Here is a 13,743-nt window from a genome sequence, read left to right as displayed (position 1 = left end):
CAAGTGTATAAAACTTTGCCAGTAAAAGCAAGGTTTACAGATATTGAAGAAGCATTTTGGCTCGACCAATGCCAACACGCCAACAGTTTGATTAATTGTGCTCTTTATCATGTTCGTCAAACTCATTATTCAAGACTAGAAGAGTCAGGCAATGCTTTCACAATCTACTGGAAAGGTGATGAGTTACGGCATGGTTGGAAGACATATAAATGTTTCACGACTTATCCCGAACTCGATAAAATTCTTAAGGACAATCCACATTACAAGGCTCTTGCCGCACAAGCCGTACAGCAAACATTGAAATCTGTAGGTGAGTCAATTACCTCGTACAACGGATTGGTAAATGCCTACTACAGAGGTGAAGTAGATAAACCATCTTTACCACAATATAGAAAAAGTGGTGGACTTGCAGCAGTTACGTTCCCACGACAAGCACTTACTTACAAAGATGGTTGTTTTTATCCATCAATCAGTAGAGAAACTACAATTGAAAAAGGTGAGATCCATACCGCTCGATCGATTTTAACGCCGAGAAAATTCGATAACATTTCCTAAAATTTTGACATCATAGTTATCGAAGAAATTATGACCTAACAGTCCAATACCCGCTTTTGGAGCGATCGCAACTTCAACATTATTCACCACAGCGCCACCAACAGCAATGGAATTCACTTGACTCAGAGAAAATTTGACTTGACTACCATCAGCAATTTCTGCTTGCATGTTACCTGTGGGCTTAAGCTTTAGAGTATTTGCCATGTTTGAGGTGATTAGAGTTATGCTAGCACCCGTATCAACAATCATTTCAAAAGTTTTATGCCCGTTAAACGTAACGTCCACAACTGGTGTTTTTCCCATACGGCGTTTGATGGGAATCCGAAAAACCCCTTTATCTGAAGGTGTAACACCGCATAATTTTCCCAAACTTATGGCTCTACCAGAAGTCGTTACCATGTAGCAGGCTCCCATGTCTTGAGCAGTTATTCTCTCTGAGGATGCCAAAAACACCAAAGTGGAGACCAATGCAATTGTTTTTATCCATCTACCCACAACCCTTTTCATCCAATTCTCCCAATCCTCATGCTTACCTGCCTATAACTAATTTACCCAGAGGAGCAGAGAAACAAACAGCCAACTGTCACAGAGCAATGAGCGGATGAGCGTGCTACGCACAAGGGAACGCACTGGTCTCACCGCTTGCGGTTAAAGCACTTTACCAAGGTGTTTGGTCGCGAGCGGTTATTATATTGCAAAATATAAACTTCTTTACAGGCTTAACTACTGGTATGCTTTGGTTGTGTTAACGAGATTCAATCCCACGCAAAAGCAGTACAAACCATCATTGTCAGGGAGCCTCTATGCGGTTTTTACTTTGCACGTTTCTAACTTTCTCATGAGAAATTACGAATGACGAACATCTTGCCTCTGTTCCCATTCGAGATATTCCTCAGCAGTCATTTTTTGGGGTTGTTGGGTAATGGCTACCATAATCTTTGAACACCTTGACTTTTTTGTGGCTCTGGTTTGATTGTAGCGTTCTGGGTGAAGGTGAAAGTTAGTCAGAACTCTGATTCAGAGTTCTCTTGCCAACTTTCTCTTAACCCCATATTCTGTCTAATATGTCAACTTGTAGGTATTAAACCTTTCTCCAAGTGTTTATGAGTCACGGCCCGCGTATCAAAACAATTCTGATTCTGGCTGCCATTCCCCACGGACTACGCTTGGACAAGGAAATTCGTTCAATTGAAGAAGCTATCCGCCGTGCTGCAAAGCGGGATGTCTTCGAGATTAAGATTAGAACTGCTGTCCGCACTCAGGATATTCGCCACGCTCTTGCAGAAGAACAACCCCAAATTGTTCATTTTTGCGGACACGGGCTAGAAGATGGTAGCTTGCTATTAGAAGATGACTCAGGAGAAAACAAGCCCGTTCCAGCAAAAGGGCTAGCATCACTGTTTCAGTTGCACGCAGATTATGTGGAATGCGTACTGCTTAATGTCTGTCATTCTGACAAACAAGCTACTGCAATTAGCAAACACGTCAATTACGCGATCGGGATGAATCAGCCCATTGGAGATAAGGCAGCGATCGCATTTGCTATTGGATTTTACGATGGATTGGGCTACGCAACTTCAAATAATCTTGATGTGTTTCAAAGGGCTTTTGAGGAAGGTTTGGTTGCAATTCAATTAGAACATCCGAACGAAGGGCAAATTCCAGTTTTGCAAAGAAAAGCCAGTATAGATAAACATATCTATAAAAACCGTTTCCCTCAAGGTAGAAATTTTCAAGCACCACCCCTACCCGCTCACTTTGTAGACCGCCCAGAGTACAGCCAAGATTTAAAGAATCTTCTCCTTAAAAAATCATTAGATAATCGCACTTTAGCAGTGACCGCCATTCACGGTTTAGGTTCTGTGGGCAAATCGACCATTACAGCTGCTTTAGCACATGACGAAGATATACAAGTTCATTTTTGTGATGGCATTCTTTGGGCAACTCTGGGTCAGCAACCCGATGTCCTTTCCCTACTGAGTGGTTGGGTACAGGCTTTGGGCGACTATAACTTTAAGCCAACCAGTACAGACGCCGCTACCAATCATCTCCGTACCCTGTTATATGACAAAGCTGTGCTGTTGGTTGTAGATGATGCCTGGGATACAAAGCACGCACAAGCATTTAATGTAGGTGGTTCTAAGTGTCAGGTACTGGTTACAACTCGGGAGGGTGCGATCGCTAAAGTGTTAGGAGCGAGTATCTATAGCTTAGATGTGATGAAACCATCCCAGGCTATAGAACTGCTGACAAAGAAGTTAGGACGTGACATGATAGGGACAGAGTGTCAGGAAGCTGAAACCTTAGCAAAAGAGGTTGGGTATCTCCCCCTAGCACTGGAATTGGCAGCAGCCCAGATTGCAAGTGGTACGTCTTGGGCAATCTTATTACAAGATATTCAACTTGAAATTGCTCGGTTAAAAACTTTTGATGACCCTGAAGCTCGTGATATGACTGATGAAGCTTCCTTAAAACGTCTTAGCTTAAGAGCATCATTAAATTTAAGCGTACAGCGATTGCCAGAAGAAGAAAGGCAAAATTTTATTTGGCTCGGGGTGTTACCAGAGGATGCAACCATTACTCACTCAATGACGGTAACACTTTGGAATCTAGAGGATGAGCGCGATGCAACTGATACATTGGAATACTTACAAAGTAAGGCGCTGCTATTACCTGGTGAGACTTTACTTAACGGTACATCCACTTACCGTTTGCACGACTTATTTCATGACTTAGCTCGTAATTTGTTAACTGCTCCTGAAAAACCAAAACGTTATGGTGATTTGCCTGGATTGGGTTTGAAGTTGAGTGATGCTCACTGCCAGTTTTTGGAGCGGTACCGAGAAAAAACCGAAAATGGTTTATGGCATACCCTACCAAGTGATGGTTATATATATCAGCGTCTTGTTTGGCATTTAGAAAAGGCGGGTAAAAAAGAGGAAATTCACAAATTGTTACAGGAGGAAACTCCGTTAGGACGCAATGGGTGGTATGAGGCGTGTGCGAGCAATGGGCAAAATGCCATTTTTGTGACTGACATAGCACGCGCTTGGTTTTTAGCTGAAGAAATGTTTCACGAAGAACCTTCGCAGTCAATAGCACTACAGTGCCGTTATGCTCTGATGACTGCATCCCTGAATAGTCTCACAGCTAATGTACCAGTAGAATTGCTGCAAGCATTAGTGAAAAAAAATGTGTGGACTCCAGAACAAGGATTAGCTTATACCCTGCAAAGCTCGAATTCAGAGCTAAAAGCACGATTGCTTGCGGAGCTAGTCAATTGTTTGCCATCAAACGCAAAAGAATTAGCACTCTCAAAAGCTCTTGCTGTCGCCAAAGAAATTCAGGATGAGTCTCGTCGCGCTCTAGCCTTGAGTACCTTAGCGGACAAATTGCCACCACAATTATTACCCGAAGCTCTTGCTGCCGTCAGAGCGATTCAGGATAAGTTGAGCCGCGCCTCTGCCCTGGGTTCCTTAGCTGGCAAATTGCCCGAGGTGTTACCAGAAGCTCTTGCTGTCGCCAGAGAAATTCAGGATGAGTCTCGTCGTACCTCTGCTCTAAGTACCTTAGCGGACAAATTGCCACCACAATTATTACCAGAAGCTCTTGCTGTCGCCAGAGAAATTCAGGATGAGTGGAGCCGCGCCTCTGTCCTGAGTGCCTTAGCGGACAAATTGCCACCACAATTATTACCAGAAGCTCTTGCTACCGCCAAAGAAATTCAGAATGAGTGGAGCCGCGCTTCTACCCTGAGTGCCTTAGCTAATAAACTGCCACCACAATTATTACCAGAGGCTCTCGCTGCTGTCAGAGCGATTCAGGATAAGTTGAGCCGCGCCTCTGCCCTGGGTTCTTTAGCTCACAAACTGCCGGAGGTGTTACCAGAAGCTCTTACTGCCGCTAGAGAAATTCCGTCTGAGACTCGTCGCGCCGATATCCTGAGTGCGTTAGTTGACAAATTGCCACCACAATTATTACCAGAAGCTCTTGCGATCGCTAGAGAGATTCAAGATGAGTCTTATCGCGTCTGTGCCCTGAGTGCTTTAGCTGACAAACTGCCGAAGGTGCTACCAGAAGCTCTTGCCATAGCCAGAGTAATTGCATCTGAGCGGCATCGTGCCTCTGCCCTGAGTGCCTTAGCGGACAAATTGCCACCACAATTATTACCAGAAGCTCTTGCTCTCACCAAAGAGATTCTGTCTGAGTGGCATCGTGCCTCTGCCCTGATTTCTTTAGCTGACAAACTGCCACCACAATTATTACCAGAAGCTCTTGCCATAGCCAGAGAGATTCAAGATCGATCTTGTCGTGCCTCTGCCCTGAGTTCCTTAGCTGACAAATTGTCGCCACAATTATTACCAGAAACTCTCGCTATAGCCAGAGCAATTCAGGATGAGGAGTATTGCGCCGATGCCCTGGGTGCTTTAGCTGAGAAACTACCTTCAATGTTAACATTAGCTCTGGCTATAGCCAGAAAGATTCCGTCTGAGTGGCGTCGCGCCTCTGCCCTGAGTTCCTTAGCTGACAAACTGCCGCAGGTCTTACCAGAAGCTCTCGATGCTGCTAGAGAGATTCCGTCTGAGTGGCGTCGCGCCTCTGCCCTGAGTTCCTTAGCTGACAAACTGCCGCAGGTCTTACCAGAAGCCCTCGCTGCTGCCAGAGAGATTCCGTCTGAGTGGCGTCGCGCCTCTGCCCTGAGTTCCTTAGCGGGTAAACTGTCACCAGAATTATTACCAGAAGCTCTTGCCATAGCCAAAGAGATTCAGGGTGAGTCTCCTCGCGCTGATGCCCTGAGTTCCTTAGCGGGTAAACTGCCACCAGAATTATTACCAGAAGCTCTTACCATAGCTAAAGAGATTCAGGGTGAGTCTCCTCGCGCTGATGCCCTGAGTTCCTTAGCTGACAAACTGCCACCAGAATTATTACCAGAAGCTCTTGCCATAGCCAAACAGTTTCAATCTGAGTGGCGTCGCGCCGATGCCTTAAGTACCTTAGCTGATAAACTGCCGCAGGTCTTACCAGAAGCTCTCGCCACAGCCAGAGAGATTCCGTCTAAATCTCGTCGCGCCGATGCCTTGGGTGCCTTAGCTGATAAACTGCCCTCAGTGTTACCAGAAGCTCTCGCCATAGCCAGAGAGATTCAGAGTGAGTCTCCTCGTGCCTCTGCCCTGAGTTCATTAGCTGATAAACTGCCACCAGAATTATTACTAGAAGCACTTGCCATAGCCAAAGAAATTCAGGATGAGTGGAGCCGCGCCAATGCCCTCAGTGCCTTAGCTAATAAACTGACACCAGAATTACTACCAGAAGCTCTCGCCATAGCCAGAGAGATTCAGAGTGAGTCTCCTCGTGCATCTGCCCTGAGTTCATTAGCTGATAAACTGCCACCAGAATTATTACTAGAAGCACTTGCCATAACCAGAGACATTCAGGATGAGTGGAACCGTGCCAATACCTTGAGTGCCTTAGCTGATAAACTGCTACCAGAATTATTACCAGAAGCACTTGCCATAGCCAGAGACATTCAGGATGAGTCTCCTCGCGCCTCTGTCCTAAGTTCTTTAGCTACCAAACTGCCCTCAGTGTTACCAGAAGTACTTGCCATAGCCAGAGACATTCCGTCTGAGGAGCATCGCGCCTATACCCTAAGTGCCTTAGCTGACAAATGGCCCCCACAGCTATTACTAGAAGCACTTGCCATAACCGGAGAGATTCCATCTGAGGAGTATCGCGCCCATACCTTAAGTGCCTTAGCTCTCCCTTTGTCAAAGATACCAACGACTTTACTTTTTCCTGTCTGGGGGCAGACACTTCATGAGTTATCTCTTCGTACTCGTCAAAATTTATTGAGAGATATAAAAACACTAGTTCCAGTTATTTTTGCATTAGGAGGTCAGGGGGCAATAGCAGAAGCGAGTTGTGCTATCTCAAATGTGGCACGATGGTGGCAATAACTACTCTGGGCGTATTAATAATAAGTAGGTCAGTATTAAAAATTATCGTCATGACAAGGCAGATGGCAGAGGGCAGATGGCAGAAGGGAAGAGGTTTTTAGGCAACTTTACTTTTCGTTACATACTTCGGTTTTTTTGCGCCTTTCTACTTAAATGAAAGCTTGGTAAATTATGCTCTTGGAAAAGAGCGATAGGGCTTTAGCCCTTAGCGCTTACGCTATCGCATTTCAAAAGTAAATTTTTTCTCTCAGTCAAGCTTTGCTCTACATCGATCGCACGTTGCGAGCTACCCAACCAAACTGGCTTTGGGCTAACTCAAATTTGACAGCCGTACCAGCTGATATGGTACGGTATCCCTCTCCTGGAATAGCGGTGAAGTTGAAGAAGACATCTTCACCACCGTCATTTCTGCCAATTGCACCATTGCCCGTTTTGAGATCGAACCAACGTACAGTTCCTTGCAACACAGTTCTTCCATTGGCTCCCAATGGTGGTCCACCATTCAACCATTCTTGTTGGGGGATGCGAACTTGTTTGACTTGGTCGGTATCGTAAGCTTCATAGCGGTAATCGGAGCGCGTCTCCATAATTGCCCGCAAATCGTGCCGCAATTCTTCAAGTGTTGGTCGCCCGACAAAGAACCAACCGTTGTAAATTTTGTAGATGGTTAAATCGGGACGCAAAATAAAAGTATAAGGTTGAGCGCGATAGGCATACTCACCTTCCGTGCTATCTAAAATATTAATTTGCTTTATCAGTTCGCGTTTCTCGTCACATAGAAACGACCACTGTGCTCCCAATCCAGCCCGGAAAGCAGCTTGAACTAGAGGCGGGTCCACACTAATTGTTACCAAGGAGCCGTAATTGACTGCCAATTCACTTTGAAACCGTACTAACTGGGAAAGCTGTTCTCGATCTCTAGGACAAAAGAAGCCTCGATAGAAGACAACAATCAACGGGTAACCGTCGGTAAAACCCATGTGACGATCCATCAGGCTGGGCTGAGTGAAATCGGAAAGCTTCACCAGTTCATTTTTGTGATTCGGCAGTTCGGCATTTATAAAGCGATCCCCTGGTTGTAAATTTGCGGTCATAAAGCTGCACCCGTGCAAAAATTCTAAATATTAAGCGCTACAACAATCTTATAAATTTCTGAGAATATGTTTGTAAGTAACCCCTTGTAAATATCATCTACAACCATGTTGTGATATATCCATTTTTGAAAATCAGACGTTTGTGGTAAACAATATTCATTGAATTGCCAAGGGGAATTTCCTAAAAAGCTGCCGACCAAATCTTCATAGAGTTTAGCGTGGGTTACACCCTCATAGTCTAACCACAAATCTTCGTAACTAGTTTCAGGATTGAAGGCAGTCATTATGAGGGGTGCAATAGCAAAGATTAAACTAACCAGATCCGTCTGTACTAGTCTGTAGTTAGTAATCTTACAATGACACGCCAGATTAGCCCAACAGCAATGAGCGTTAAACCTACTAACCAAATCTGTTGTTCTACCCAAAAAGCTAAGAAAGCACAGGAAGCCAAACCCGCCCAAGCTAACCATTTAGGATAGAGCCGTTCTTGGGGAGGTAGTTGTAGTGCTGCCAAGTTAGTGACGGCGTAGTAAATTAAAACGCTGAAGGCACTAAAAGACCAAGTCGTTTTTACATTTCCAATCAGAACCAAAAGAGCGATCGCAATGCCAACAACCAACACAGCCCAAACTGGTGTCGTCTCTGACTTATTCAACCTTGCCAAAATTCCAGGTAGATCTCGGCGTCTTGCCATTGCCAATACCACGCGAGACAATCCTAGAATCAAATTCAGCAGCACGCCTAACATTGCAGTCATGGCTCCAAGAGCTAAGACTACACCACCGCTTGAACCTACAACGTTGCGGACAACAAGTTCAAGCGGTGCAGCTTGAACTTGTTGAGTGACCTTGCCTAAAACATCTGCTCCCACTGCTCCAATACCAACCACCGCCACTGCTATATAAAGCAGCATCGTCAGCAATAAGGTGACAACCATCGCTCTGGGAATAGTTTTTCGCGGTTCTTTTGCTTCTTCACCCATTGTGGCAATGCGACCATAACCCGTGTAAGCTACAAACATGAGCGCAGTCGCTTGGAGTAAGGATGCAGTATTTCCCGTAAAAAAAGGTGTAAGATTTTTAGCACTATTCTCGATGGCACTTGGCAAACAAACAACCACAAAGAAACATAAAGATAGCAGCGTTATCGATACAATGATGATATTAATCAGGTTAGAGCGCCGAAGCCCACTTAGAACAATTAGAGTCAGAATAGCCACAGCTATTAAAGCCGTAGGAACGAAAAAGCCACTACCTATAAGATTGGTAGTAGTCAGTAAGTAGCCAGCAAAACCCAATGCAGCCGTGGCTGCTGAAGCAGTTTTGGCTAAGAGAAACATCCAGCCTGCTGTAAAACCAAACCAAGGATTAAGGTACTTATAGCCGTATTCATAAGTTCCACCACTGACAGCATGATTGGCAGCTAACTGAGCACTGTTTAGACCGTTGCAAGTGGCAACGAAAGCAGCTAACGCCAGTGCAAGTATAACGCTAGGTCCAGCAATTCCAGCAGATATGCCTATACTTACAAATACACCTGTACCAATAATCGAGCCCAGTCCCATCATCGTTGCACCCATCACCCCTAATTCTCTTCGTAATTGGGGCATTACTGTTCTCTGTGACACAACACACCTTTTGTTGAGATAGAGACTACAGAAACATATTATCGTAAATCAATATCGAAATTCTATATAAAACTCTTACATCTGCTGTTTAATGCGATCGCCAGACTTTTTGTTACAGCAACAGCATTTTGGGTTTAATTACTTTTGATACTTAGCCTGTGTAAAAAGCCCCTTCTTTGTCAACGGTATGATTATTAAACATCCCCCAATAACCAGAAAAACCGATCCTAAAGCAGTCAAAACAAATGTCACTCCCCAAAGACTAAAAAAAGAATTAATATTGACAGAATTGGGATTTTGAGAATTATATAACACTTCTACCTGTTGACCTAGAGAAAATCGTGGTGGGTAGCTACCTGTATTAGATTCAAATATCCTTTCTTGTCCAGATTTTGTGGTAAATCTAACCATTGGATAGTAAAGCTCGGAAACTTCACCATCACTATCAGTTGAGAAGCGTCTGATTAAATTGACGACTGTCCCTTGTGCTGGTATTGCTTGACTGACGAAAGAACGAGTATTCAGTCCATTGACTATGCCTGCAACACTAAGTATAGTGCCAACACCACCCATGACTGAACCAATTAACATGATAATTTTACTCATAGAGATTGTGACATGTTTGAAACTATTATTGAACTATTAATTTAGGTCACAATCGGGTAAAACTAGGGGAAACCTCTAGATAAGCTTTGAAGCGTAGTGCCATATTCCAGGATCTGTATTCTCAACTAGCCATCATTTGCCAGCAAGTTGGTGGGTTTGAATTTACCAGAACACATTCATTTTGTAGGTCTCTTATCTAACCCAAAAATTTGTTCATCTGTAGAATTCCCCTTTGATTTGGTTGTCTCGCTGTCGTCGTGCTTCCATGTCATCCCAGTTAAGTTTGCGAGCTAGTTCCACTAGACGATTTCTAATATCAAAGGCTCAACTCAAATACGGACGTGACAATCGCTCGGAGCATTTTTAAACCCGAGTGCAGCTATAACTTCTTGAAGTACCTAGCGATGGGTAACAACCTGAAACCTAGCTTTTCATATGCACAACGTGCTGGAGCATGACCGGGGTCACCTCCAGTCTCGACCATAGCAACAGACATTCCAGCAACTTTCATCCAATCAAGAGCAAATTCCATTAGAGCGGTGCCAATACCTCGACGTTGATAGTCTGGATCGACGGCAATCATGTAAATTTCCCCCATTCTACTCTCTGAGTAGAGCTTCACGGCTATAAAACCCACGGTTGAATCAGAGTCGATAGCAACCCACACTTTCATGTCTGCTTCTACACAGACGGACTCGACAGCATGAAGCTGACTTAAACGCCAACCCTCAGGATAAAATGAGCGGTACACCTCAATATCCATCGCTTTCTCAATCGAATCAAAGACTGGAGCCCATGCCCGAAGCGAAAGACTTTTGACGGCATCAAGCTGACTATCTTCGTATGGTTCAATTCGCATATAAGTACGGACTTCGCTGAGTACAAGGTATCAGTAGCATCGTAACAGAAAATTAAACACTCGTGTTACAAAAATACTACATTTTTAGGTGTTATTTACTCATTGTGTTGAAGGCATATAGAAATCCTAAATCATTTGTAAAAAATTTTGATTGCTAATAGCTAATGGCTTTTTGACCATTAGCCATTAGCTATTAGCTATTAGCAGTTTTCACTCTTATTTTTATATTTCATTTAGGATTGCTATAACTCTGAAGTTGTAACAAACTAACAAATAAGAAAATAAAAAATACGGCTGTACAGTTCTCAAGTCATATGAAGCGATCGCCCTGGTACGAATTTGTCGCTAACTTTTCAAAGTTGAGCCTTCTTCAAGGTTACTTGTGACCGATGTGGCATGAACAAATACAGCAGTTTCCGATGTTATGAGGTACAGTTAGTATTAATAAAATCAAAAGATAATACTGTCATGAAAGCATATTCAGTAGATATTCGAGAAAAAATAGTGGCAGCGCATATTGAGGAAAAAATCTCGATTCGTCAAGTAGCACTCAGATTTGCAGTGAGCAAAAGTTTAGTACAAAAGCTAGTAAAGCAACAAAAAAGTCATGGTAATTTACAACCATTAAAACCGGGTAAGCCACGATTTAGTCATCTGACAAATGCGGAATTAGAGTTAAGAGAACTAGTGTCAGAGAATCCGGATGCAACAATAGTGGAATTCTGTGAATTATTTGCGGCAAAGACAGGTAATTGGGTGAGTCAGACGGCAATGTGTCGTTCTTTACAAAAATTAGGATTAAATCGCAAAAAAAAACATTGCGGAGTAGCCAAGCAGCAACTCCAAGAGTTCAAAAACTCAGAGTAGAATATTGGGAAAAAGTCAAGGAGATAGAGCCAGAAAACTTGGTATTTTTAGATGAAACAGGGGTAATACTGGGTTTAGCAAGAACGCATGCACGTTCACAAAAGGGAACAAGAGTATATGAAATGAAGCCATTTTACCGGGGAGCAAAAGTTACGGTGATTGGAGCAATAAGTCTTAAAAAAGTTGTGGCATTAATGACAATAAATAACTCAATGGATAGCCTAGCTTTTGAAGGATTTATTGAGAAGTTCTTATTGCCTCAATTATGGCCGGGAGCAGTAGTAGTTATGGATAATTTACCGGCACATAAACTAGCATCAATCGAACCAATGATTGAATCTGTAGGTGCAAAAGTCTTGTGTTTATCTCCATATTCTCCTGATTTTAATCCCATTGAATTATGGTGGTCACAACTTAAATCTTTTTTACGTACTTTTTCTCCAACTACAACCGAAATGGTTGATAAAGTTATCTCTGTTGCTCTCGACTTGATGAATCCTCAACATTTAAAAAATTGGTTCACTAAGTGCTGTTATTGTACCTCATAACATCGGAATTTGCTGTAAATTATGGATAATTTAAACTGTCTGATTTTAGCAAATTGCTAGAAGTTGCTTGATGCTTTAATCGGTCAATCATGACAAATCGAATATCCCGTTTTTCGGCAATCAGTTTAATCCCCGGTTGTTGAAGATTTAAGAAGTCCAACCCTTTTTCTTTACCGCTAATTAAGAAGTCATTGATAGCGATTTTATAAGTGCGTTTGGGGTCAAGAGGTTGACCCTGAACCAACCAATTTTTTGAATTGGCTTGCTGGCTTACTTTAGCTGTTTGCAAATAGCCACCAGTACCTTTATTAGCTTGTCCTCGATCCAAGACTCTTTGCAAAAGCGCACCATCGATCTCTATTGCAACAACTTTACCCCCAAAAGGCAGTATCCGAATCACATCAAATTGGGTAATTGGTCCTGGGGGAATAACATCATCTATGCGAATGGAACCACCATTAAAGACAGCTAAATCTGCGTCAGGTACTTCCTGCAACATCGCCTCAGCAATTAACTCTGTCAGCTTTGTAGATGTATTGCGGACGCTAGATTCTAAACCATCTAACGCAAATGTCAGTTGACCAATTTCCTGAGTTGGCTCAAAACCAGCAGCACGAAATGCTTGATAACCTCGTTCTAGCCATTCCTTAACTATTTTTGCCGTTTTTGGGTCGTCAGGAATTTTTTCGGTAATTGGTACCAATCGAGAGTTAATTGCAAGACTTTTATCAATAGTATCGTAACTCAATTGGTGAACGTAAACTGTACGTGCATTAGCATCTGCTTTAAAAATCGGTGTAAAATCCCGACCCCGCCATTGCTGGATATTTTCATGTTCGTGACCACCCAGAATTATGTCGATTTCCGGTACAGTTTCGGCTAGTTTGCGGTCATCTTCAATTGATAGATGAGTGATGGCAACTATAATATCAGCTTTACCCTTTAGTGCTATCACCTGCTGTTTGGCTGTTGCAATCGGATCGGTATAACTGACGTAGTTAGGCTGATTGCTATTGAGGGTAACACCAATTAATCCTACCCTAACCACAGCACCGCGATCGCCTTTAACATTGAATACTATTGAGCGGGGAACGCCCTTGAAAGGTTGTCCGGTGCGAGCGGATACATTACTGGAAATCCAGCGAAATTGAGATTCTTGCAATCTTTGATAGAAGAGATTTTCGGGTAAGTCAAATTCGTGGTTACCAAAAGTCGCATAGTCAAACCCCAAGGCGTTCATCACAGCTACCATTTGCTGACCTGCTAGAGGTGTACCATTAATTTTGGCAGTTCCTAAAGCCGAAGGGCTAAAAGCGTCTCCTGCTAACACGGTGTAGGTGCGGGGATTGGCTTTGTAAAGTTGTTTTCGTAGGGTGGCGACACGCGCTAAACCACCACGAGTTCCACCCTCGACAGGAGTAATTTCATAGATATCGTTAAGTTGTAGCAGGTTAATATTTACAATTTCTGCAAGTGCAGGAGTCACTAAGGTTACTGCTGCTAATACTTGTAAAACTACACTGTATGCCTGAAAAATAAGTTTCATTTTTAAATTTGGAAACTCGTACTTTAGTGTTTCTATTATTATCTAATGTTTTGGATGATGTGGGATTGTAAAGTATTGCGGGAG

At 43.2% G+C, this 13,743-nt stretch carries 10 protein-coding genes and 1 pseudogene; 4 read left to right on the top strand and 7 right to left on the bottom strand.

All coding sequences use genetic code 11. The features are described from left to right. Positions 1-3: 3 nt before the first annotated feature. A pseudogene (locus tag AB0756_RS10750) lies at positions 4-483 on the top strand (RNA-guided endonuclease TnpB family protein); the annotation flags it as partial. A gap of 39 nt (positions 484-522) precedes the next feature. Here the strand turns inward: AB0756_RS10750 and AB0756_RS10745 are convergent. Beyond that, a complete protein-coding gene (locus AB0756_RS10745) occupies positions 523-1,062 on the bottom strand; it encodes a retropepsin-like aspartic protease family protein (protein ID WP_038075290.1) in 540 nt (179 codons plus the stop codon). 596 nt (positions 1,063-1,658) lie between these two features. On the opposite strand from AB0756_RS10745, the gene AB0756_RS10740 reads away from it, so the two are divergent. Further along, positions 1,659-6,512, top strand: a complete 4,854-nt coding sequence (locus AB0756_RS10740) for an NB-ARC domain-containing protein (RefSeq protein ID WP_237265815.1) — start codon at positions 1,659-1,661, stop codon at positions 6,510-6,512. Between the two features lie 263 nt (positions 6,513-6,775). Here AB0756_RS10740 and AB0756_RS10735 read toward each other — a convergent pair whose 3' ends face one another. From AB0756_RS10735 to AB0756_RS10715, 5 genes are all read right to left on the bottom strand, one after another. Next, on the bottom strand, positions 6,776-7,606 hold the full coding sequence (locus AB0756_RS10735; RefSeq protein ID WP_038107262.1) for a cold shock domain-containing protein: 831 nt from the start codon (positions 7,604-7,606) through the stop codon (positions 6,776-6,778). A 23-nt stretch (positions 7,607-7,629) separates the two neighbouring features. Next, positions 7,630-7,890: a hypothetical protein gene (locus AB0756_RS10730; protein WP_038107260.1), complete on the bottom strand. Its 261-nt coding sequence runs from the start codon at positions 7,888-7,890 to the stop codon at positions 7,630-7,632. 47 nt (positions 7,891-7,937) lie between these two features. Beyond that, a complete protein-coding gene (locus AB0756_RS10725; RefSeq protein WP_038107257.1) occupies positions 7,938-9,215 on the bottom strand; it encodes an APC family permease in 1,278 nt (425 codons plus the stop codon). 156 nt (positions 9,216-9,371) lie between these two features. Then, positions 9,372-9,839, bottom strand: coding sequence for a DUF3592 domain-containing protein (locus AB0756_RS10720; RefSeq protein ID WP_038107254.1), 468 nt, complete (start codon positions 9,837-9,839; stop codon positions 9,372-9,374). Positions 9,840-10,218: 379 nt separating this feature from the next. Further along, positions 10,219-10,698, bottom strand: coding sequence for a GNAT family N-acetyltransferase (locus AB0756_RS10715; protein ID WP_038107251.1), 480 nt, complete (start codon positions 10,696-10,698; stop codon positions 10,219-10,221). A 468-nt stretch (positions 10,699-11,166) separates the two neighbouring features. Between AB0756_RS10715 and AB0756_RS10710 the strand changes: the two genes are divergently transcribed. Both AB0756_RS10710 and AB0756_RS10705 read left to right on the top strand, forming a co-directional pair. After that, a complete protein-coding gene (locus tag AB0756_RS10710; RefSeq protein WP_038092057.1) occupies positions 11,167-11,565 on the top strand; it encodes a helix-turn-helix domain-containing protein in 399 nt (132 codons plus the stop codon). Further along, entirely contained in the window at positions 11,517-12,113 is a 597-nt protein-coding gene (locus AB0756_RS10705; RefSeq protein WP_202048575.1) for an IS630 family transposase, read from the top strand. The genes AB0756_RS10710 and AB0756_RS10705 overlap by 49 nt, the downstream gene beginning before the upstream one ends. Positions 12,114-12,132: 19 nt before the next feature. On the opposite strand, the gene AB0756_RS10700 is transcribed toward AB0756_RS10705, so the two are convergent. After that, on the bottom strand, positions 12,133-13,659 hold the full coding sequence (locus AB0756_RS10700) for a bifunctional metallophosphatase/5'-nucleotidase (RefSeq protein WP_038074107.1): 1,527 nt from the start codon (positions 13,657-13,659) through the stop codon (positions 12,133-12,135). Positions 13,660-13,743 lie beyond the last annotated feature (84 nt).

Origin of the sequence: Tolypothrix campylonemoides VB511288_2 (assembly GCF_045999855.1) — a bacterium.
Taxonomy (GTDB): domain Bacteria; phylum Cyanobacteriota; class Cyanobacteriia; order Cyanobacteriales; family Nostocaceae; genus Scytonema; species Scytonema bouteillei_A.
Note: the sequence above shows the minus strand (reverse complement) of the source record. Positions and strands in the feature narration are given on the sequence as shown.